This is a genomic window from Amycolatopsis palatopharyngis, from assembly GCF_003385185.1.
Taxonomy (GTDB): domain Bacteria; phylum Actinomycetota; class Actinomycetes; order Mycobacteriales; family Pseudonocardiaceae; genus Amycolatopsis; species Amycolatopsis palatopharyngis.
The window spans coordinates 49,153-69,387 of the sequence record NZ_PQHZ01000005.1 but is presented as its reverse complement, the minus strand read 5'-3'; the positions used below and the strand labels follow the sequence as shown (position 1 = coordinate 69,387).

20 protein-coding genes are annotated in these 20,235 nt (G+C 66.6%); 16 read left to right on the top strand and 4 right to left on the bottom strand.

The features are described from left to right. The first annotated feature begins 14 nt into the window (after window positions 1-14). From D0C15_RS05140 to D0C15_RS05090, 11 genes are read left to right on the top strand one after another with little or no spacing between them, the layout of a single operon-like run. A complete protein-coding gene (locus D0C15_RS05140; protein ID WP_116041233.1) occupies window positions 15-251 on the top strand; it encodes an acyl carrier protein in 237 nt (78 codons plus the stop codon). Next, window positions 248-1,516 carry a beta-ketoacyl-[acyl-carrier-protein] synthase family protein gene (locus D0C15_RS05135; RefSeq protein WP_116041231.1) on the top strand — a complete coding sequence of 423 codons (1,269 nt, stop codon included), beginning with the start codon at window positions 248-250 and terminating at the stop codon, window positions 1,514-1,516. The genes D0C15_RS05140 and D0C15_RS05135 overlap by 4 nt, the downstream gene beginning before the upstream one ends. After that, window positions 1,513-2,718 (top strand): ketosynthase chain-length factor, encoded by a 1,206-nt coding sequence (locus D0C15_RS05130; protein ID WP_116041229.1) that lies wholly within the window; start codon window positions 1,513-1,515, stop codon window positions 2,716-2,718. Before D0C15_RS05135 ends, D0C15_RS05130 begins: the two co-directional genes overlap by 4 nt. 18 nt (window positions 2,719-2,736) lie before the next feature. Continuing rightward, window positions 2,737-2,997: an acyl carrier protein gene (locus D0C15_RS05125; protein ID WP_116041227.1), complete on the top strand. Its 261-nt coding sequence runs from the start codon at window positions 2,737-2,739 to the stop codon at window positions 2,995-2,997. Then, window positions 2,994-3,938, top strand: a complete 945-nt coding sequence (locus D0C15_RS05120) for an LnmK family bifunctional acyltransferase/decarboxylase (protein ID WP_211323092.1) — start codon at window positions 2,994-2,996, stop codon at window positions 3,936-3,938. Before D0C15_RS05125 ends, D0C15_RS05120 begins: the two co-directional genes overlap by 4 nt. Continuing rightward, on the top strand, window positions 3,938-4,198 hold the full coding sequence (locus D0C15_RS05115) for a phosphopantetheine-binding protein (protein ID WP_116041225.1): 261 nt from the start codon (window positions 3,938-3,940) through the stop codon (window positions 4,196-4,198). The genes D0C15_RS05120 and D0C15_RS05115 overlap by 1 nt, the downstream gene beginning before the upstream one ends. Beyond that, window positions 4,198-5,430 (top strand): hydroxymethylglutaryl-CoA synthase family protein, encoded by a 1,233-nt coding sequence (locus tag D0C15_RS05110; RefSeq protein ID WP_116041223.1) that lies wholly within the window; start codon window positions 4,198-4,200, stop codon window positions 5,428-5,430. The genes D0C15_RS05115 and D0C15_RS05110 overlap by 1 nt, the downstream gene beginning before the upstream one ends. Beyond that, window positions 5,427-6,158: an enoyl-CoA hydratase-related protein gene (locus D0C15_RS05105; RefSeq protein ID WP_116041221.1), complete on the top strand. Its 732-nt coding sequence runs from the start codon at window positions 5,427-5,429 to the stop codon at window positions 6,156-6,158. Before D0C15_RS05110 ends, D0C15_RS05105 begins: the two co-directional genes overlap by 4 nt. After that, a complete protein-coding gene (locus D0C15_RS05100; RefSeq protein ID WP_162829900.1) occupies window positions 6,155-6,910 on the top strand; it encodes a polyketide synthase in 756 nt (251 codons plus the stop codon). Before D0C15_RS05105 ends, D0C15_RS05100 begins: the two co-directional genes overlap by 4 nt. Continuing rightward, a complete protein-coding gene (locus tag D0C15_RS05095) occupies window positions 6,907-7,761 on the top strand; it encodes an ACP S-malonyltransferase (RefSeq protein ID WP_116041218.1) in 855 nt (284 codons plus the stop codon). Before D0C15_RS05100 ends, D0C15_RS05095 begins: the two co-directional genes overlap by 4 nt. Continuing rightward, window positions 7,758-9,446 carry a polyketide synthase gene (locus tag D0C15_RS05090; RefSeq protein WP_116041216.1) on the top strand — a complete coding sequence of 563 codons (1,689 nt, stop codon included), beginning with the start codon at window positions 7,758-7,760 and terminating at the stop codon, window positions 9,444-9,446. The genes D0C15_RS05095 and D0C15_RS05090 overlap by 4 nt, the downstream gene beginning before the upstream one ends. Window positions 9,447-9,507: 61 nt before the next feature. Here the strand turns inward: D0C15_RS05090 and D0C15_RS05085 are convergent, their stop codons facing one another. Beyond that, window positions 9,508-10,680, bottom strand: coding sequence for a serine hydrolase domain-containing protein (locus tag D0C15_RS05085; RefSeq protein WP_116041215.1), 1,173 nt, complete (start codon window positions 10,678-10,680; stop codon window positions 9,508-9,510). A 156-nt stretch (window positions 10,681-10,836) separates the two neighbouring features. Between D0C15_RS05085 and D0C15_RS05080 the strand changes: the two genes are divergently transcribed. Continuing rightward, window positions 10,837-11,352, top strand: coding sequence for a hemerythrin domain-containing protein (locus tag D0C15_RS05080; protein WP_116041214.1), 516 nt, complete (start codon window positions 10,837-10,839; stop codon window positions 11,350-11,352). Between the two features lie 127 nt (window positions 11,353-11,479). On the opposite strand, the gene D0C15_RS05075 is transcribed toward D0C15_RS05080, so the two are convergent. Both D0C15_RS05075 and D0C15_RS05070 read right to left on the bottom strand, forming a co-directional pair. Continuing rightward, window positions 11,480-12,322, bottom strand: coding sequence for a nitroreductase/quinone reductase family protein (locus D0C15_RS05075; RefSeq protein ID WP_116041213.1), 843 nt, complete (start codon window positions 12,320-12,322; stop codon window positions 11,480-11,482). 458 nt (window positions 12,323-12,780) lie between these two features. Further along, window positions 12,781-13,116, bottom strand: a complete 336-nt coding sequence (locus D0C15_RS05070; RefSeq protein WP_091673893.1) for a cupin domain-containing protein — start codon at window positions 13,114-13,116, stop codon at window positions 12,781-12,783. Window positions 13,117-13,251: 135 nt separating this feature from the next. Here D0C15_RS05070 and D0C15_RS05065 point away from each other — a divergent pair, with 135 nt between their 5' ends. Next, the gene (locus D0C15_RS05065) at window positions 13,252-14,586 is read left to right on the top strand and encodes an MFS transporter (RefSeq protein WP_116041211.1); all 1,335 of its coding nucleotides are present in this window, start codon (window positions 13,252-13,254) and stop codon (window positions 14,584-14,586) included. Between the two features lie 21 nt (window positions 14,587-14,607). Here D0C15_RS05065 and D0C15_RS05060 read toward each other — a convergent pair whose 3' ends face one another. After that, window positions 14,608-15,855 (bottom strand): serine hydrolase, encoded by a 1,248-nt coding sequence (locus D0C15_RS05060; RefSeq protein WP_116041210.1) that lies wholly within the window; start codon window positions 15,853-15,855, stop codon window positions 14,608-14,610. A gap of 41 nt (window positions 15,856-15,896) precedes the next feature. Between D0C15_RS05060 and D0C15_RS05055 the strand changes: the two genes are divergently transcribed. The 3 genes from D0C15_RS05055 (at window position 15,897) to D0C15_RS05045 (ending at window position 20,184) form a co-directional block, all read left to right on the top strand. Continuing rightward, window positions 15,897-16,145, top strand: a complete 249-nt coding sequence (locus tag D0C15_RS05055) for an SCO4848 family membrane protein (RefSeq protein ID WP_116041209.1) — start codon at window positions 15,897-15,899, stop codon at window positions 16,143-16,145. 130 nt (window positions 16,146-16,275) lie between these two features. After that, entirely contained in the window at window positions 16,276-17,712 is a 1,437-nt protein-coding gene (locus D0C15_RS05050) for a S8 family peptidase (RefSeq protein ID WP_116041207.1), read from the top strand. Window positions 17,713-17,883: 171 nt separating this feature from the next. Beyond that, complete coding sequence (locus D0C15_RS05045) at window positions 17,884-20,184, top strand: PQQ-dependent sugar dehydrogenase (RefSeq protein ID WP_245975571.1); 2,301 nt, start codon at window positions 17,884-17,886, stop codon at window positions 20,182-20,184. Window positions 20,185-20,235: the final 51 nt, after the last annotated feature.

Genomic DNA, 20,235 nt, shown 5'->3' with positions numbered 1-20,235 from the left:
GAGGGTGGAGCCAGATGACCATCGACGATCTCCGGAGGATTCTCACGGAATGCGCCGGTGAGGATGAGAGCGCCGATCTGCACGGTGATATTCACGACACGCCGTTCGCCGAGCTCGGCTACGACTCGCTGGCACTTATGGAGACCGCCACCCGGATCAAGCACGAGTACGGGATCGAGATCTCCGACGAAGACATTGCGCTGGTCGAAACTCCTCGATTGCTGCTCGAACTCCTCGCGCAGGCAGCATGAAGCGCCGCTCGATCATCACCGGAATCGGGGTGCTGGCCCCAGGAGGCGACGGGACGAAGCCGTTCTGGGATCTGCTCACCTCGGGTCGGACCGCGACCCGCAGGATCACAGCCTTTGATGCGGCGGCCTTCCGCTCCCAGGTGGCCGGCGAATGTGACTTCGACGCTCAGCTGCACGGCCTGCGGCCACAGCAGATCCGCCGGATGGACAGGGTCACCCAGTTCGCCGTGGTCAGCGCCCGCGAGGCTATAGAGGACAGTGGGATCGATCTCGGCTCGGTGGACTTGGGCAGACTGGGGGTCAGCGTTGGCAGCGCGGTCGGTGCCGCGACCAGCCTGGAACAGGAGTATCTGGTGCTGTCGGACTCCGGCCGGGAGTGGCTGGTGGACCACCACTACGCCTCGCCGCACCTGTTCGGTCACCTCACTCCGACCACGATCGCGACCGAACTCGCCTGGGAGGTGGGTGCGGAGGGGCCGGTCGGGCTGCTGTCCACGGGCTGTACGTCCGGGATCGATTCCGTCGGCTACGCCCATCAATTGATCAGTGAGGGCAGCGCGGACGTCGTCCTCGCCGGTGCGACGGAGGCCGCGGTCTCGCCGCTGGCCGCAGCGTGCTTCGACGCGATCAAGGCGACGACGCCGCGCAATGACGATCCTGAGCACGCGGCGCGGCCGTTCGACGCGTCACGCAATGGTTTCGTACTTGCCGAGGGAGCCGCGATGTTCGTCATCGAGGAGTACGAGCACGCACGTCGCCGGGGTGCACGGACCTACGCCGAGATCGCCGGGTACGCGACGCGGTGCAATGCCTACCACATGACCGGTCTCCGGTTGGACGGCAAGGAGATGGCCGAGGCTATCCGGGGCGCCCTCGATGAAGCCCGGATGCCAGGCGAGGACCTCGACTACATAAACGCGCACGGGTCCGGCACCAAACAGAACGACCGGCACGAGACGGCCGCGTTCAAACGTGCGCTCGGCGAGTGCGCGTACCGGACACCGGTCAGCTCGATCAAATCGATGATCGGCCATTCGCTGGGCGCCATCGGCTCGATCGAGATCGCGGCCTGCGCGCTCGCCATCGAGCACGGGGTCGTACCGCCGACGGCGAACCTGCACGAGAAGGACCCCGAGTGCGACCTGGACTATGTCCCGCTCGTGGCCCGTGACCACACCGTCGGCGCCGCGCTCACGGTCGGCAGCGGTTTCGGCGGTTACCAGAGTGCGATGGTGCTGCGGCGGCTTCAGGGAGCGAAAGCATGAACCCGGTGTTCACCGGGCTGGGTGTGGTGGCGCCCAATGGTATGAGTGCGGAGGAGTACTGGTCCGCCACGGTTGAGAAACGTAGCGGCATCAGAGAGCTCGAACGTTTCGATCCCACGGGTTATCCGGCCCGGCTCGCCGGTCAGATCCCGGATTTCAATGCCGAACAGTACCTCTCGAGCCGGCTGCTGCCACAGACCGATCGCGTCACCCGGCTTGCGCTGATCGCGGCCGAGCAGGCGCTGGCCAGTGCCAAGGTCGATACGAGGTCCTTTGCGGACTCGGACATGTGCGTGATCAGCTCCAACGCGACCGGCGGTTTTGAATTCACCCACAGGGAGATCCAGAAGCTGTGGACGAAAGGGCCCGAGTACGTCAGTGTTTACGAATCCTTTGCCTGGTTCAACGCGGCCAACACGGGCCAGATCTCAATTCGGCACGGAATGCGCGGGCCTGGAAGTGTGATCGTCGCTGAGCAGGCAGGCGGGCTGGACGCCCTGGCACACGCCCGGCGGATGATCCGAGGTGGGATCTCGCTGTCGGTCACCGGAGGTGTCGAGTCGTCCTACGACCCATGGGGCTGGGTGTCACACCTGGCGAGCGGCCGGATCAGCACCGAAGCCGATCCGCGTCGTGCCTACGTGCCTTTTGGCAGCGACGCGGCCGGTTATGTACCGGGTGAAGGTGGGGCCTATCTCGTACTCGAAGCGGAGAAGTCGGCCCGTGCCCGCGGCGTAGCGACTGTTTACGGCTCGCTACTGGGACATGCTTCCACCTTCGATCCCAAGCCGGGCTCGGGCCGCCCTTCCACGTTGGGCAGGGCGATCCGACAAGCGTTGGCCGACGCCGGGTTGGAGCCGGGCACCGTCGACGTCGTTTTCGCCGATGCCGGCGGGATTCCCGAACTCGACCGGGTCGAGGCCGCAGCGATCGCCGAGGTGTTCGGGCCCTTGGCGGTCCCGGTCACCGTACCCAAGGCACTCGTCGGACGGCTGTATGCCGGAGGTGGTCCGCTGGACGTCGCCTGTGCCCTGCTTGCCATGCGCGACAGCGTGATCCCCGCGGTGGAGCGCATTGACATGCCGCCGGAGTACGAGATCGATCTTGTGTGTGGCGAGCCGCGCATGGCCAACCTGCGGATCGCGCTGGTACTCGCTCGCGGCAACGGCGGCTACAACTCGGCGATGATATTGGGCCGATGAGAAGAGCTGAGGAGAGAAATGACTGTTTCGCTGGAGATTTCCGCTATCCGGGACGAGTTGCGGGAACACCTTGCGGAGGTCCTGTATCTGGACGTCTCCGAGATCGACGACGACACCACGTTCCGGGATCTCGGCCTCGACTCGGTACTCGGCGTCGAACTCGTCTCGGTGATCAACGCCAAATACAACCTGACCGAGTTGGTCGAGGCCGTGTTCGAGCACCCGACGCTGAACAAGCTCGTAAGCTACATCAGCGAACGCGCGACTGGCCCGTCGTGACAGCCCCAACGATCCTGCGGGCGCCGGTGCTCGCCGATGGCGGTTCAGTCGTTCGGCGGGTGACGATCGCACCGCACATGTGCGGGGGCAGCTCGTCGATTTTCGCGCAGCTCGGTGACTGGACCTGGGAGGCGGTGGCAGCGACCTGCGGTACCAACGTCTACGACGCGCGGACCGCTGACGGGTTGCCCGCCTATCTGTCGTTTTACTACTACCACGTGCTGGGCAGTATCGAGCGACATCCGCATGGGCTCACCTTCGGCGACGAGCTGACGGTGACCTCGCGCGTGTTCGACTTCGGTGGCGAGTCGGTGCTCACCCTGCACCGGCTCGCGCCGGTCGATGTCGGCGACGAACTGTTCGAACCGGTCGAGTTCTTCGAGCGACCACGGCCGGACAGCCTGTATGTGGAGAACTTCAACCGGTGGATCTCCCGGTCCAGGGAGGACAGCAACGCCGACCTCGTGCGTTCGTCACCGCCGGGCTTCCATTTCGAGCACCTGCCGTCGTTGCCCAAGCAGTACTCGCCGCGCGGAATTGCCTCCCGAGCGCGGAAGAACGCCGGATTCCATCCAGGTGGAATTCCCGGCTACTTTCGGGCAGAGCCCTGTTTCACATCGTACGATCTTGATCTCGTACATGATTTCAACGGTGTGGGACTTGTGTACTTCGCGTCCTACTTCTCGATCATCGACACGGGCCTGCTGCGATTGTGGCGGCAGCTCGGGCGGGGTGACCGGCGCTTTCTCGGTCGGAAGGTGCTCGATCAGAAACTTGGCTACTTCGGCAACGCCGACAGCAGTTCACGTCTTTTTCTGGCGATACAGCTGTGGCGGCACGAGTCCGAGGCCGGTGACGAGATTGCCGAAGTCACCGTACGCGAGGAGGGCACCGGTCGGCTGCTCGCGGTGTCCGCGATCCATCTGGTTTCGGAGGAGTAATGAGTCTTCCCAGTGCCACCGATGTGGAGGACGCGATCCGAAGGGTGATCGTCGATATTATGCCTGACCTCCCCGCAGCCGAGATCACGAGAGACAAGAGCTTGCGGGATCTCGGCGCCGATTCGGTGGACCGGGTGGAGATCATCAGCCTGCTGCTGCACCGGCTCCAGCGCTCCGACCCCATCTCGGTTTTCGCCACCATTCCCGATATCGGTGCGCTGGTCGAGTATTTGAGTTCGAACGGTGAGAAGAGCGACTGATGGAAGCAATCGGCATCGAGAGCCTCAACGCCTACTGCGGTTTCGCACGTCTTCCCGTGGAGGAGTTGTTCGTCGGACGTGGCCTGGACCAAGAGCGGATCGGCAATCTCGGCCTGGAGAACCGGTCTGTGCTACTGCCGTGGGAGGACCCGGTCACGAATGCGGTCAACGCGGCAAGGCCCCTGGTGGACTCGCTTGGCGAGGACAGGGACACTATCGAAGTCTTGGTCACCTCGAGCGAGTCCGGCGTGGACTACAGCAAGTCGATTGCTTCCTACGCACATCGATACCTTGGCCTTTCCCCTCGTTGCCGGATCATGGAGGTCAAGCAAGCTTGCTACGGTGCCACGGGCATGCTGCAGTTGGCCGCCGGATACTTGGCAGGGCAGGGCAATCCCCGAGCTCGGGCACTGGTTGTCGCCACCGATATCAGCCCGATGGACGAGCGCGCGAAGTACGCCGAGCCGACCATGGGCAACGGCTCCGTCGCGGTGCTGATCTCCGGCGATCCGAAGATTCTCCGGCTGGACCTGGGGCTCCATGGCCTGCACAGTTTCGAGACGATGGATACCGCACGGCCTGCTCCGGATCTCGACTATGTCGATCCCGATCTTTCGTTGCTGAGTTATCTTGAATGCCTTTCCGGAAGCTACGCGGACTACCTGAAACGGGCTCCGGAAACCGATTTCGCCACCACCTTCGACCACTTGGTCATGCACACCCCGTTCCCGGGAATGGTGAAGGCTGCGCACCGGAAGTTGATGCGTGAGCACAGACCAGGACCACCCAAGATGATCGAGGCCGACTTCAATCGGCGTGTCGGGCCTTCACTGAAGTACGCACGGGCGGTTGGCAACTTGTGTTCCGGGTCGATATATCTCGCGCTTGCGAGTCTGATCGACCACGAACCGTCCGTCGCGGGCGCGAAGCTGGGCCTGTACTCCTACGGTTCGGGCTGTGCTTCGGAGTTCTTCAGCGGAGTTGTCACCCCTGGCGCGCGAGAAGAGCTGTCGGCAATGGAAATCGGGGGCCGGATTCGCCGTCGTCGCGAGATTTCCTTCACCGAGTACGAGAAGCTACTTCCTTGGGCGCGGGAATGCCTGATTCCCATGGCGGACAGGACGATCGATCTGTCCGCTTGGGACCAGTATTCCGAGCCGTCGCGTGCGCACGGCGATGTGCTGGTGCTGACCGGAGTCGAGAAATTCCATCGGGGTTACGAGTGGCGATGAAGCGAGTGGAACTGGACATTACGCGACCGCCGGTCGCGCGTTTGACGTTGTCCTGCCCGGATACGCACAATCGGCTCTCCGAGGAGATGCTCACCGAACTGGGCGACGCGCTTGCCGATGCCGAGTCCACCGCCGCCGTACAGGTACTCGTGCTCGCGGCCGGAGGTGACACATTCTGCGCGGGGATGGAGCTGGACGCGATCGAGACCACGTGGCGCCGGCTGATCGTTGCGCTCGGTGATCTGCTTCATCGGATCGCCACGTCGCGCCTGGTGACGATCGCGCTCGTGGAAGGGGCTGCACTCGGTGGCGGAGTCGGCCTGTTGGCGGCGTGCGATCAGGTGGTTGCCGGGGAACGGGCCACGTTCCGGATGACCGAGGTCCTGCTTGGCCTCGTGCCCGCCGCGGTCCTGCCCGTGCTGGCGCGGCGGACCGGCCACCACTCGGCGTTCGGGCTGGCGCTGACCGCGCGCGAGCTGTCCGGCGCGGAAGCGGTGTCGATGGGCCTCGCCGACGTATACGGCGACGAGGCGGAGCTGCGGCGCATCCTGCGCAAGCTGCGAGCTGCCGATCCGTCCGCGCTGCTCGCACTCAAGGAGTACTACGCCGAACTGGCTCCTCCGGTGCGGCGCGACGAACTGATCATGGAGGTTCTCGGAAGACGACTGGCGGACCAGGCGGTTCACGAGCGGCTGTCCGGTTTGCGGAAACAGGGGTTGATCGCGTGAGTGTGGTTACGCTCGATATGGCCGCTCCCGTCGCGACCGTCCGGATGGACGACGCCACCGGGCAGAACCGGCTATCACCCGAACTGCGTGCAGGGACCATCGCGGCTCTGGAACAGGCGGGTGGCGCGCCGGACGTACGAGCCGTGGTACTGGAAGGACTCCCCGAGATCTTCTGTGCGGGAGGATCGGCCGAGCAGATGCTCGGCTCACGAGAGCACCGGGTCGACGGGGTGTGGGAGTTTCTGAACGCCGTGCTCGGCTGCCCGGTGCCGGTGCTCGCCGCCGCACAGGGACATGCGCTTGGCGGCGGGTTCCTCCTCGCGCTCTACTGCGACGTGACCGTGCTCAGCGAGAGCTCCCGCTACGCCGCCAACTTCCTCACCTACGGGTTCACGCCCGCGCTGGGAGCCACGTACCTGCTGCCTGCCAAGCTGGGCATGGCACTGGGCACAGAGCTGCTGTACTCGGGCCGCAGCTATCTCGGACGCGAGCTCGCCGATCGTGGCGCGGGTGTCCGGGTGACCGCGGACGGCAACGTTGTCGCCCAGACGCAGCGGACCGCGTTGCGCATCGCGCAGGCCCCGCGTGAGGCCGTCGAGCGGCTCAAGGCGCAGCTGCGCGAACAGGTGGGCGGGCAGGCCCAGGCCGCGCACGCGCGGGAGATTCCGGACCATCAGGCGACGATCTCCAGTGCCGAGGCCAGACGGCGGATCCAGGCGCTGTACGCCGACCGGCCGGTGGTGGGGTCATGACGCGGGTGGTTCTCTTCGCCGGGCAGGGTACTCAACGTACGGGGATGGGCGCCGAGCTGTTCGACCGTTTCCCGGAGCTGGTGGAACAGGCGGACGAGATCTTGGGCTATTCGATCCGTGAGCTCTGCGTCGGCGATCCGGGCGGGCGACTGGGTCGGACCCGGTTCTCCCAGCCCGCGATCTACGTCGTCAACGCACTCGCCAGGCGCGCGATGGACGGCCCTGCGGATGTTTACTTGGGGCACAGTCTTGGCGAATACAACGCGCTCGAGGCGGCGGGTGTCTTCGATTTCGCAACCGGGTTGGAACTGGTGCGGGAACGGGCCCGGCTGACGGATGCCGTCGAAGGTTCGATGACTGTGGTGATGGGCTTGTCCGCGGAGGCGGTCGAGGACGTGCTGAATGCCAGGGACGACCTTCAAGCAAGTATCGCCGCATTCAACGGACCTGCGAACGTGGTTGTTGCCGCGCCAGGTGATGGGGGCGATGTCGTCGCGGCGATGTGGGGCGCAGGCGCACTGAGAGTCCGGCCACTGCTGATCAGCGGTCCGTTTCACACGAGGCATATGGCGGGCGCGGCGAAGGCCTTCGGTGAACTCCTGCGGCGCGCCTCTGCCCGGCTGCATGCTCCGCGCATCCCCGTGATCGCCAACCGCCATGCGCGGCCCCACGAGTCGGAGAGCCTCGTCGTGGACCTGACCGAGCAGATCACCCATCCCGTGCTCTGGAGCCAGTCGATCGAGGGCCTGCTTGGTTCGGGGGTGCACTTTCACGAGGCATATGGCGCGACCCTCACGACACTCACCAGACAGATCCAGCGGCACCATTCCCGGATCGGAGGCCTTCGATGAACGAGCCGATCGCCATCATCGGCATGTCCGTGCGCGCGGCAGGTGTGGAGACGTTGGCCGAGCTGTGGGATCTGCTGAGCCGAGCCGAGCGTCGGTTCACCTCGGTACCCGAGGATCGCTGGTACGGTCTCGACCCGGGAACCGGACCGGAGAACCCGCCCACGGCGTCGCTGCTCGAGCGAATCGACATGTTCGACGCTCGCTTCTTCGGCATCTCGCCGCGAATGGCGGCCTGGATGGACCCGCAGCACCGGATCATGCTCGAGTTGGCTTACCACGCGGTGGAGAACGCCGGGCTCGATCCGGACCAGCTCGACGGGGCCCAGGTCGGGGTGTTCGTCGGCTCGTTCATGTCTGACTACCGGGAGCGGATCAATGCGAAGGGACGGGCCGACAGCGCGGCATTTCCCGGCGCGATGACGGCGTTCAGCGCGAACCGCGTCTCGTACCAGTTCGGCTGGACCGGGCCGAGTATGGTGATCGACTCGGCCTGCTCGTCGAGTCTGTCGGCGCTCGGCATCGCAGTGCAAGGGCTCCGAAGGGACGAATACCCGATGGCGCTGGTCGGGACTCCGAGCGTGATCAGCAACGGGTTCTACGCGAACACCGCATTCCGTGGCGGAGCGCTGTCACCGACCGGTGAGTCGGTACCGTTCGGCCCGGACCGAGATGGCTACATCCGCGGCGAGGGCGGCGCGTGCGTGCTGCTCAAGCGGTTGGACCGCGCGCTGGCGGACGGTGATCCGGTGCACGCGGTCATTCGTGGTGCGGAGTCGGCACACAACGCCAGGGGTGGTGGACTCACCGGTACCGACAGTGATTCGCAGGTGCTGCTCATGCGCAAGACCGCCGCGGCCGCGGGATGTGCGGTCGGTGCGCTTGGGTACCTGGAAGCGCATGGTTCCGGCACCCCGAGCGGTGACGCCGTCGAAGTCGCGGCCCTCGCCGAGGCGCTGGCAGGTTCGACCGCGCCTGCGGGACCGGGCGGCAAGGTGTGGGTCGGCTCGATCAAGGCCAACATCGGCCACCTCGAGGCAGCATCCGGACTGATGGGTGTGGTCAAGGCCGTACTGGTGCTCAAGTACGGGAGGATCCCGCGGATCGCGGGACTGACCGAGGCCGATCACAAGCTGCCGATCGAGGGCACCGATGTAGCGATTTCGGTGGAAGAAGTACCGTGGCCGCGCGGCGAGGTCGCGCGGATGGCCGGGGTGAACTCCTTCGGCCTTGGTGGCGGGATCTCGCACGTGCTGCTCGAGGAAGCACCTGAATCCACAGTGGATCCCGAGCAGGGCCGGTACGTTGTACCGCTCTCGGCGCAGGACGAGGAATGCTTGGCGCGGCTGGCGGCGAATCTGTTGGCCGAGTTGGATGGCGGCGCGCCGCCGAGCCTGCCTTCGCTGGCGTGGACCCTGCAGACCAGCCGGCATGCGCACGCGTCGCGGTCTGTGCTGGTCGTCGACGACCTCGCGGAACTCCGGCAGTTGCTGGACGAGGTCGCGTCCGGGAAGTCGCCGTCCACTGTCGACTCTCCACTCGTGCAGGCGTGGTTACGTGGCGATTCCGTGGATTGGACGTCATCGTGGGACACCCGACCTGCGCGTGCGAACCTGCCCGGGTCCCCTTTCCGTCGCCGCTCGCACTGGTTCGACAAGCAACCGCCTGCCCCGGTCAGCTATTCCTGATCGCGGAGATGTGGGGCCTGCAAGGGTGTGCGCCGCAGGCCCCACATCGAGCTGATCGTTGTCAACGCAACGCGGAGTACACCGCTTCGGTCAGTCGCCGCGCCCGGTCTTCTATGTGGCCGATACCTCGCGCCCCGCTGTTCTGGACATACGCGAAACCCAGTTCGTGCTCAGGATCGGCGAAGGTGAAGTTGCCGTTCGCGCCGGCGAGTCCGAATGCGCTGTCCAAGCCGACTGATGGCGGGAAAACCGGCCCGTTCGGCAAATTGAAGCCCAGGCCCCAGGAGCGCGGCAGCAGCGTGACCTTGCAGATGCCGCTCGAGTGTGGCTTGCGCAGCTCGTCGACGGTTTCCGGGGTGAGCATACGAAAACCGTCCACCTCGCCGATGAGCGCGGCGTAGAACCGGGCGAGCGACTGCGCACTGGACAGCCCGTCGTAGGACGGGTTTTCCACCTTCGGGTCGGCCGCACCGGTCAGCGCCATGCTGCCGAGCGCCGCGCGGAAGGTCAGCGAACTGGGGTCACCGAGCGCGACCAGCATGGCCAGTTCATCTCCGGGTTCGGCTCCCGCCATCAACTCCTCGGCCTTGGACTCCAGCATGGTCGCTAGGTGCGCCGACTCCGGGTCGGGCAGGCCGATGTAGCAGTCGAGCCCGAGTGGTTCCGCGATCTCTCTGGCGATGAACTGTCCTACGGTCCGCCCGGTGGTACGGAGGACCAACTCGCTCACCAGGTGCCCGAAGGTCGTGGCGTGGTAGCCATGCGCTGTGTCCGGTTCCCATTCCGGCTTGGCCGCGGCCAGCGCGTTCGCGATGGGCACATGCTCGACCAGGTACTCGTAGGTGATCGGGTCGTGGTCGAGGCACACGACACCGGAGCGCTGTGCCAGCACCATGCGCAGGTTGATCTTCGATTTGCCCTCGGCCGCGAACTCGGGCCAGTACTCGGCGATCGGGGTGTCAAGCTCGAGCACCCCGCGGTCGACCAGCATCAACGCGGCACCGGTGACCAGCGCCTTGGTGGGAGATGCCAGCACCGCGAGGGTGTTCGGGCGCCACGGGTCGGTTCGAGCCGCATCGGCGTACCCGCCCCACAGGTCCACAACAGACTTGCCGCGGTGGTAAACACACACTGCCGCTCCGACTTCGGCGCCGACAGCGAAGTTTTCCCGGAACGCCTCGGCGACCCCGGCGAACGCCTCCTCCGCCGAACCGCCGTGCGGGAGTTCACTCACTGAGTCCAGCCCTTCTGCCAGTCGTGCCTCGGACGTCCAGCAGACCTCGGGCGACTACACATCTGGTGGAGTACCGCTGCAGATCCACCGGATTCGCTGTGCGTTCCGCCACGGCTGACGATACTGGTCGGACCACCCCCGACCCAGAGGAACAGAATGGACGCACGTTCCGAGGCGAGCGATCGCCTCACCGCCTTCGGCACGCAGTTGATCGAAGTGCATGTCTGGCTCCGCGAGGTGCTGGAAGACCTCCAGGACAGCATTGACGACTACGTCGATGGCAAGGGGGTTCCGCCTCGGGACCTGCGAGCCCACTGTCTTTCGTTCTGCACGGCACTGACCCGGCACCACACCGGCGAGGACAAGACTGCGTTCCCGGCGATTGCCGAGGAGTACCCCGAACTGCGCAAGGTGCTCGCGGACCTCCGTACTGACCACAACCAGCTGGAATGGCTGCTGGGCAACCTGCGGAAGCTGCTGAGTTCCCTTCCGGAGACCCCGGACCCGGCTACCGCGTCGAAGGTGCGTGAAGAGGTGAACGCGGTGTCGGCCATCATGCAGACACACTTCATCTACGAGGAGAAGAAGCTCATCTCCGTGCTCAACTCCATGGACGTGCCCGAGTGGCGGGAGAACCGGCCCAGCTTCCTGATGGCCGACGACGAGGACTGACAGCGGGGCCACCAGGCCTTGACGTGCAACAACGCCGTGAAGCCGGCATCGCCAACTCGCCGATGGCGTTTCCCCACGATCCGCGGTTCGAATGTGCCGTCTCGATCTCTCGGGCGGCACATGCCACCTACGTCAGTGACATCCGGTTGAGGACCGGAATGAGTTCTTGCTCTTCGTAGTCGAGGTGGGCTTCGAGTTCGATGGTGAGCCTTTCGACCTCGGCGATCACGGTGCTCCGATCGGCGTCCGTCGCCGAGACGGCCTCCTGCAGTTGTTCGAGCAGGACCGCGATCTGCTGGTGTTCCTGGCGGAGGCGGGTCAGCGTAGGGGCGAGTTCGGGGTGCTTCTCGTCGACCACGGGGTACATCTGGTCGTCTTCGCTGTTGTGGTGGTGCTGTAGGCCCTGGCAGAGGCTGAGGCAGTTGATCCGCAGTTGTGCGCCAAGGCCGGGCCCGGAAGTGGCGACCTCCTTGTGGATGAGCGCAAGCTCATGACGGAAGGCGTCGTGGATCTGTAGGAGGAAGTCGCCTTCCCGGTCGGTGTTGGGGCCGCCACCGACCGGGTGGAGCGTGACAACGGGGATCTTTAGTTTGCTGGCGGCTTGGCGGTCGGCCCAGGTGGGATCCGCTTCGGCAGCGCGCGCAAATAGCTTGTCGCGCTCGTCGTCCGGGAGGGACTCGGCTTCGGCCTCCAAGGTGAACACCCCGGTCTCGGCGGTGACCTGGGAATGTGTTTCGAGGTCGTGGTACCAGGCGGGGTGGTCGTCGGCGTCGCCTACCGCGATGAGCAGCATGCGAGGGCCGCCGTCGGGGCGCTCGTCGTGCAGGAATTCGACGGGAGTGGTTCGGGTTGCTCCGGTCGCGGTGGTGGTGGTCAGCAGGATGATGCGGCGTTCGCCGAGCAGGCCGCTGAGTCTTCCGTGATTGGCGCGGAACTCGTCGATGGTCTGGTGGTCGAAGTCGTTGGACATGCTGTGTCGTTTACTCCAGGGTCGGTGCGGCGGCACGCGAGAAAATGATGATCGACAAAGAAGAGCGCGGCCTTGTGGCAAGACGGCGCGATAGAGGCGGTGCGGTGCGGTCTGGCCGAGCGGATAAGGCGGGCCTCGAGCCCGCCTGGACGTCACGCTCTGGCCGGGTACCTTCCGCGCTGTTGGCTCTGGGCCGACCCGGCAGTCACCTGGCGACCGTAACACGATCCGAACCTGCAGGGGTGTTGTCAGCTCTTGGTTACCAGTACCTCTTCACCATGCTCCGCGAAGCCCGCTCGGGCCGTCCACACTCTGCTTCCGTGTGAATGGTTACGAGCCCAGCCCTGCGTATTGGGCTCGTAACCACCACACCTCGTCAGAAAATGCTGCCAGTAGATTACGTCTACCTGGCAAAACTCCAAGTAACACCGGGCGCGGCTGGTGGGGACATCCCCGCCTTAGCGGAGCGCGACGGTCAGCAGGACGGCGGCCTCGCCGATGGCCTGGACGGCGTGCCGTTCGGGCGGAACGGGAGCCAACTCGCCGCTGCTCAGCAGCAGGTCGCGTTCGGCCGTGCGCAGCCGCACTCGGCCGTCGAGGACCTGCACGGTGGCGGCAGGGGGCGAATCGTGCTCGGCGAGTTCCATGTCCTCGGCAAGCGCGATGATCGTGACCCGCTGGGAGGTACTGGAGACGATCGTTCGGGCGGCGCGGCCCGCGTGGTGGGCGCGGGCCTGCTCGAGCAACTCGGCGGACAGGGCGTGGATCGACGTGACCTCGGGGTGATGGCTCATGGTGCGGCTCCCGGTTCGGATCCTTCCTGACCGTGATCACTTCGACGATAACGGTGAGTGGCGGCGTGCGCAGGTTGCCGACAGCCGCGATGGAATGCCGGCTAATCCCTTAGCGTTGCGAAGGACCGGGAGCATATGCTCGCGGACGACCAGGAAAGGGTGACGGTGACGGACACGGACGCGCGGGAGACCGCCGCGACAACACGGCTGCCTCGCGAGATCTGGGTGCTGGTCGGTGCCAGCTTCCTGATCGCGATCGGCTACGGCCTCATCGCGCCTGCGCTGCCCAACTTCGCGGTCAGCTTCGACGTCGGGGTCACCGCGGCCGCGGTCGTGGTGAGCGCGTTCGCGTTCGTGCGGCTGACGTTCGCGCCGGCCAGCGGCCGGCTGGTGACGCGGTTCGGCGAACGCCCGATCTACCTCTGGGGCCTGACCATTGTCGCCGCGGGCAGCTTGGCCAGCGCTTTCGCCGTCGAGTACTGGCAGCTGTTGTTGTTCCGCTCATTGAGCGGGATCGGCTCGACGATGTTCACCGTCTCCGCCGTGGGGCTGCTGATCCGGATCTCGCCCCCGCACCTGCGTGGCAGGGCCTCCGGTCTCTGGGGCACCAGTTTCCTGCTCGGCGGCATCGCGGGACCGATCGTCGGCAGTGGCCTGGTCGTGGTTTCGCTACGGGCCCCGTTCCTGGTCTACGGGCTCGCCCTGTTGTTGACGACGGGCCTGGTCTGGTGGCAGTTGCGCAACTCGACGCTCGCCTCGCGCGCCGACGAGGACGGGGAGCCGGTCCTCACGTTCCGGCAGGCACTGCGCGACCGGACCTACCGGGCGGCGCTGGCCTCGAACTTCGCCAACGGCTGGGTGGTCTTCGGGGTGCGAATGTCGCTGATTCCGCTGTTCGTCACGGCCGTGCTGGCCAGAGGCGAGGAGTTCACCGGCTTCGCCCTCGCGGTGTTCGCCGCCGCGAACGCGGCGGTGCTGCTGGTGTCCGGACGCTTCGCCGATACCCGCGGACGGAAGCCGCCGGCGTTGGTCGGCCTCGCACTGCTCGCGATCGGCACGGTCCTGCTCGGCCAGGCGCAGGAGCCGTGGCTGTTCCTGGTGGCCTCACTCGTCGCCGGATTCGGCTCTGGTGCGCTGAACCCGGCGCAGAACGCGGCCGTGGCCGACGTACTGGGCCGGAAGGCAAGGGGCGGCGGCGTGCTCGCCGGGTTCCAGATGTCGGCCGACGTCGGCGCGGTCCTCGGTCCGCTGGTGGCGGGAGCGATCGCGGACTCCTGGTCCTACGGGGCCGCCTTCGCCGTCACCGGCGGAATCTCGGCGCTGGCCCTGCTGGTCTGGATCCCGGCACGCGAGACCCTGCCCGCCCGGGATGCTGCCGCGGACGACGAACAGGAGCGCGGCGAACCCGAGCACACCGCCCAGGATGCGGTGTCCGAGTGCTGTGACCTCGACAGCACTCGTCGACGCTAGCCACCCACTCGCCAGGCCCCGCTACTGTTCGGCCTGGCGACGACGGTGCACGAAGATCACGCCGCCGATCGAGACGATTGCCGCGATCAGGGTGATGATCCATCCTGTGACGCCGAACGGATCCTTGTCGGAGGGCAGTATCGCCGTGCCCGCCTCGGCGACCTGATCCTGATCCTGCTGCTCCGTCTCCTCGGGCACCGTGAGCTTGTCCGGGGAGAAGTGCAGCTGCCCGACGGGTTCGGGGCCGGTCGCGGCCAGCTCGAAGCCGTAGTCGAGCAGCTCCGCCGCCTGTGCCGAGAGGCGTGTCGGACGCTGCTCGCCGCGCAGCAGCACCACGCCGATGCGCCTGCCGTCGCGCTCGGCACCACCCGCGTAGGTATGCCGCGCGTCGTCGGTGAAGCCGGTCTTCCCGCCGAGGAAACCCGGGTAGTCGTCGAGCAGGCGGTTGTCGTTGTAGATCGGGATGTCCGGGGCGCCACCCCAGCCGGGGAAGTCGATGTGCTGGGTGCCCACCGCCGACGCGAACTCCGGTTCGTGCATCGCGTAGTTGTAGACCAGGCTCATGTCATACGCCGAGGTCATCATCCCCGGCCCGTCCAGGCCGGAAGCCGATGCGGCGCGCGTGTCCGTCGCCCCGATGCGAGCGGCGAGCTCGTTCATCTTCCCCAGTGCGACCGGCATTCCGCCGAGGGCCGTGGCGAACGCGTGCGCGACATCGTTCCCCGAACGCAGCAGCAGGCCGTGCAGCATGTCGTCTACTTTGTACTGTCCACCCGCGACAATGCCGACACAGGTGCACTCCTGGTTCGCGTCCAACTCGGTAGGGGTGATGATGTCGTCTGGCTCGAACTCCTGGATCGTCACCAGGGCCAGCAGTATCTTGACCAGCGAGGCAGGACGATACCGTCCGTGCGGGTTCTTCGCCGCCAGCACGGCGCCGCTGTCCAGGTCCTGCACCATCCAGGAGCCCGCGGTGAGACCCTCGGGGGGCGCGGGCGCGCCCTGAGGCAGCACCAGCCCGCACTCGCCCATCCGCTCACCGCCCACCGGCTCCTGGGGGACAGGGAGGGGCTCGGGAGAGGCCACCCCCGGCGGCGGCTGCTCGGAGGTGTCCACCGGAGGCGGCGGTAGCCGACGGTTCGAGCAGGACTCGCTGGAGGTATCGCCGGCCCCGTCCTGGGCTGCCGCCGGCAGTGCCGTCACGGCGAGGACGCCGGAGAGCACGGCGACCAGCAGGACCCGGAGCGACCGATCACAAACGCTGCGCACCCGAGCAGTATGACGACGGCCGCGCGGTCATACTGCACCCCATGCGCATGTCTCGTCGCACCTCCCTCTTTCTGCTGATGTTCGGCGTGTGGTCCTGGGTCATCTGGATCACCTTCGTCAAGAACCTGTGGGCGAGTGACAACGCCTGGTCGGCGGACGGTTCGCCGACCCCGTTCTTCGTCGTGCACCTGGTACTGGCCGTGGTCTCGTTCACGCTCGGCACGATCATCGGAGTGATCGGCTGGCGCGGCTGGCGGGCGTCGCGAAGGACCGCGTCTTCGACCCAATAGGGGCGATTGCTCCGAATGGCGGGCAGCGCGTTGTAGTTTCGCTACCTAACGTTCTGCGCGTTGACCCGACTCCGGGCAGATCCCCGCGAGGCTGACCGCCTCCGGCCTGCTGCCCGCATCTGGAGGTGGAATGTCCCGGATCCGAACGAGGCTGTTGCCCGCGGCCGCGGCCCTGGCAATGGGGGCGAGCGGCGTGCTGCTGGCTCCTACCGCCGCCGCGACGCCGTCCGAAGCGGCTGTCTGCGATACGACCAGCCCGCAGTACAGCTACGTGGTGCTGTACCAGAAGGCCACCCCTCAGTCCGATGTGGACTCCGAGCTGGCCGCGGAATGCGGTAAGCGGGTCGCCTACTACCCGCAGATCGGTGTGACGGTAGCCAGTTCGCGCAATTCCGACTTCGCCGAGCGCATCGGCGTGTTCCGCGCCTACTCGGCGGAGCGCGAGATGGCCGAGCCATCGGCCACCACCGCGGCGGCGGCCCGGTCCGCCGCTCGGGCGGCGGCCGTCGAAGAGACCGATCTGGAGCGAACCACCGAGGTCAGCGTGGCAGCCGACCTCAGTGCTCAGCAGTGGGACATGCGCGCGATCAACGCGCCGGAGGCCAACGCGATCAACCCCGGCAGCCGTTCGGTGACCGTCGGCGTGATCGACTCAGGTATCGAGGCCACGCACCCCGGCCTGCGGCACGCGATCGATCCCGCCACCTCGGCGGGCTGCCTCACCGGCGCCCCTGACACCAGCCCGAGCGCATGGGCGCCGACGACCTCCGACCACGGCACACACGTGGCCGGGACCATCGCGGGTAAGGACACCGAGGCCGGCTTCACCGGCGTGGCGCCGAATGTGCGCCTCGCCTCGGTCAAGGTCGTCAGCGACCAGGGGCTGATCTTTCCCGAAGCCGCGGTCTGTGGCTTCATGTGGGCAGGTCAGCACGGGTTCGAGGTGACCAACAACAGCTACTACATCGATCCCGGCATGTTCTACTGCCCGGAGCAGCCCGGTGACGCGGCCGCGTACGAGGCCGTTCGCCGTGCCGTGGAGTACTCCCAGCGCCGTGGTGTGCTGAACGTCGCCGCCGCCGGGAACAGCGATCTGGACCTGGCCAACCCGACCAGCGACCCGAACCGGCCGCACCCGGTCGACTCCAGTTGCGCGATTCTGCCGAAGGGGATCGACGGCGTCGTGACCGTTTCGGCCATCGGTTACGAGGGCACCAGGTCCTACTACAGCAACTACGGCACGGGCGAGATCGAGGTGACGGCCCCCGGTGGGGACCGGACCCAGTCGCCACCGGAGGGCGAAGGTGCGGGCTGCCCGCTGTCGACCGTCTTCGACGGGAAGTACGGCACCAAATGCGGCACGTCGATGGCAGCGCCGCATGCGGCCGGTGTCGCCGCGCTGTTCGCCAGCCGGTACCGGAACGCGCCCCCGCAGGCGTTGAACGCGCTACTGCAGGCCAAGGCCGATCCGGTGGCGTGTGACGGGGCCGAGGAGTGCAGCGGTTCCCCGCGAAACAACTCCTTCTACGGACGTGGTCTGGTCAACGCGCTGCGCGCGGTGCGCTAGCCGCCACCTCCGACAGGCGATCAGGGCCACCCCGTGTCATTCGCGAGGTGGCCCTGATCGCGCCGAGGACACCGGCGGTTCCCCTTTCGGGTTACGGAACGCACTTCTGGGCGGAAATTGCTGTAACAAGAGGAGAGTTTGCCGCTTGTTCTACAGTGACTGGAGTCCGGCATGGGTGTACCCACGCTGCCGTTCCGTATTCGGTTCCGCCGACTGCTGGCAGCCTCGATGGCGACGGTTCTGGCGACTGCCGGGCTCGCTGTGGTTCCGTCGGCGGCTGTGGCCGCGGTGCCCGCGGGATTCAGTGACACTGCCGCGTTGGGTGGGCTCACTGCGCCGACGGCCGCTGCGTTCGCTCCTGATGGCCGGGTGTTCGTGGCGGAGAAGAGTGGCATCGTCAAGGTCTTCGACTCGCTGGCCGATCCGAGTGCGACGGTGTTCGCCGATCTGCGCAGGCAGACTCAGGACTTCTGGGATCGCGGCTTGCTCGGGTTGACGGTGGATCCGCAGTTCCCGGTTCGCCCCTTTGTGTATGTGTCCTACACCTACGACGCCGAACCCGGCGGGAAGGCGCCTCGTTGGGGAGACGCGTGCCCGACCCCGCCTGGCCCGACCGACAAGGGTTGTGTGGTTACCGCACGGGTTTCGAAGCTGACGATGGGGCCAGGTGGGACGTCGACGGGGGAGCAGCCGTTGCTCACCGGCTGGTGCCAGCAGTACCCGAGCCACACGATCGGCACCGTGACATTCGGCCCGGACGGCAACCTGTACGTCGGCGGTGGGGACGGTGCCAGCTTCAACTTCGCCGACCACGGTCAAGCCGGCAATCCCTGCGCGGATCCGCCCGGCGCGCAGGGCACCGACCTCGTAGCGCCGAACGCCGAAGGTGGGGCGCTGCGCTCGCAGTCGCCCCAGCGACCGGCGGGGCAGCCGGTGTTGCTCAACGGTGCCATTCTGCGGATCGATCCGGACACCGGTGCGGGTGTGGCCGGCAACCCGTTCGCCGGCAGCGGGGATACCAACGCGAAGCGGATCATCGCCTACGGCATGCGCAATCAGTTCCGGTTCACCTTCCGGCCAGGTACCAAGGAACTGTGGACCGGTGACGTCGGCTGGCACGAATGGGAGGAGATCAACCGCGTCGCGGACGCGACCGACTCGGTGGCGGAGAACTTCGGCTGGCCCTGCTACGAGGGCAACGACCGGCAGTCCGGGTACGCGAACCTGCAGCGGTGCGAGTCGCTGTACTCCGGGCCTGGGCAAACCGGCCCGTATTTCGCATACAGCCACAGCGGCAAAGTCGTGCCAGGCGATGGTTGCGCCACCGGCGGTTCGTCGATCAGTGGCATCGCCTTCGAGTCCGGCAGCAGCTATCCGTCGGCTTACGACGGCGCGTTGTTCTTCGCCGATTCCTCCCGAGGCTGCATCTGGGCAATGCGCACGAGCCTTACCGGGCGGCCGAGTCCTTCGCGGATCGTGCCGTTCGTGACCGACGCGAACATCCCGGTGCAGCTACTCACCGGTCCCGGTGGCGATCTGTTCTACGTCGCGCTCGGCGCGGGCGAGCTGCGCAGGGTGTCCTACCGCAACGGCGACAACCGTCCACCGGCCGCCGCGGCGACGGCCAGCCCCTCGTCCGGTCCCGCACCGCTGGCGGTGCAATTCGACGGGACCGGCTCCAGCGACCCGGATTCCGGGGACACGCTGACCTACGCCTGGGATCTCGACGGTGACGGCGCCTACGACGACGCGACCGGGCCGAGGCCAACGCGGACCTACCGGGACACCACGGCGGTGGAGGTCGGGCTGCGGGTGATGGACTCGCACGGTGTCAGCGCGACCACCACGGTGTCGGTGACCGTGGGAAGCCCGCGTGGAGATGGTCCGGTTCCGGCCATCGAGCAGCCGACAGGGCAGCTCAACTGGAGTGCCGGGCAGTCGGTGCCGTTCGCCGGAAAGGCGGTCGACCCGCGCAACGACGCACTGCTCCCCGCGTCGGCACTGTCCTGGCGGCTCGCCATCCGGCATTGTGCGACGAATGGGAGCTGTCACACCCACGACGTGCAGAACTTCACCGGCGTCGGCTCGGGGTCGTTCATCGCGCCGGACCACGAGTACCCCTCGCATCTGGAGCTGACCCTCACCGCGAGGGACTCCGCAGGTCGTACGGGCAGCCGGACACTGGAGCTGCATCCGCAGACGACGCGGTTGAACTTCACCTCCAAGCCGAGCGGAGCGATGCTCTCGGTGGCGGGCAGCCAGCAGCGGACACCGTTCTCCCGCACGGTGATCGTCGGATCCAACAACTCGATCAGTGCGGCCAGCCCGCAACGGCTCGGCGTGTTCAACACCAGGCACGCTTTCACCGGCTGGTCTGACGGCGGAGCCAGGACCCACAACATCACCGCACCCTCGGGCCCCACCGAGTACCAGGCGAACTACCGCCAGTGCGGGATGGAAAACCCCTGCTGACGCGGGTTTGCGTTCCGCGTTCCTGAACCGCGCGGAAAAATAGGTGTTCGT

Excerpts from the sequence above, each read along its gene's own strand:
- D0C15_RS05140 (WP_116041233.1), top strand. The coding sequence starts at position 15 with ATGACCATCGACGATCTCCGGAGGATTCTCACGGAATGCGCCGGTGAG.
- D0C15_RS05135 (WP_116041231.1), top strand. The coding sequence starts at position 248 with ATGAAGCGCCGCTCGATCATCACCGGAATCGGGGTGCTGGCCCCAGGA.
- D0C15_RS05130 (WP_116041229.1), top strand. The coding sequence starts at position 1,513 with ATGAACCCGGTGTTCACCGGGCTGGGTGTGGTGGCGCCCAATGGTATG.
- D0C15_RS05125 (WP_116041227.1), top strand. The coding sequence starts at position 2,737 with ATGACTGTTTCGCTGGAGATTTCCGCTATCCGGGACGAGTTGCGGGAA.
- D0C15_RS05115 (WP_116041225.1), top strand. The coding sequence starts at position 3,938 with ATGAGTCTTCCCAGTGCCACCGATGTGGAGGACGCGATCCGAAGGGTG.
- D0C15_RS05110 (WP_116041223.1), top strand. The coding sequence starts at position 4,198 with ATGGAAGCAATCGGCATCGAGAGCCTCAACGCCTACTGCGGTTTCGCA.
- D0C15_RS05105 (WP_116041221.1), top strand. The coding sequence starts at position 5,427 with ATGAAGCGAGTGGAACTGGACATTACGCGACCGCCGGTCGCGCGTTTG.
- D0C15_RS05095 (WP_116041218.1), top strand. The coding sequence starts at position 6,907 with ATGACGCGGGTGGTTCTCTTCGCCGGGCAGGGTACTCAACGTACGGGG.
- D0C15_RS05090 (WP_116041216.1), top strand. The coding sequence starts at position 7,758 with ATGAACGAGCCGATCGCCATCATCGGCATGTCCGTGCGCGCGGCAGGT.
- D0C15_RS05080 (WP_116041214.1), top strand. The coding sequence starts at position 10,837 with ATGGACGCACGTTCCGAGGCGAGCGATCGCCTCACCGCCTTCGGCACG.
- D0C15_RS05075 (WP_116041213.1), bottom strand. The coding sequence starts at position 12,322 with ATGTCCAACGACTTCGACCACCAGACCATCGACGAGTTCCGCGCCAAT.
- D0C15_RS05070 (WP_091673893.1), bottom strand. The coding sequence starts at position 13,116 with ATGAGCCATCACCCCGAGGTCACGTCGATCCACGCCCTGTCCGCCGAG.
- D0C15_RS05065 (WP_116041211.1), top strand. The coding sequence starts at position 13,252 with ATGCTCGCGGACGACCAGGAAAGGGTGACGGTGACGGACACGGACGCG.
- D0C15_RS05055 (WP_116041209.1), top strand. The coding sequence starts at position 15,897 with ATGCGCATGTCTCGTCGCACCTCCCTCTTTCTGCTGATGTTCGGCGTG.
- D0C15_RS05050 (WP_116041207.1), top strand. The coding sequence starts at position 16,276 with ATGTCCCGGATCCGAACGAGGCTGTTGCCCGCGGCCGCGGCCCTGGCA.
- D0C15_RS05045 (WP_245975571.1), top strand. The coding sequence starts at position 17,884 with ATGGGTGTACCCACGCTGCCGTTCCGTATTCGGTTCCGCCGACTGCTG.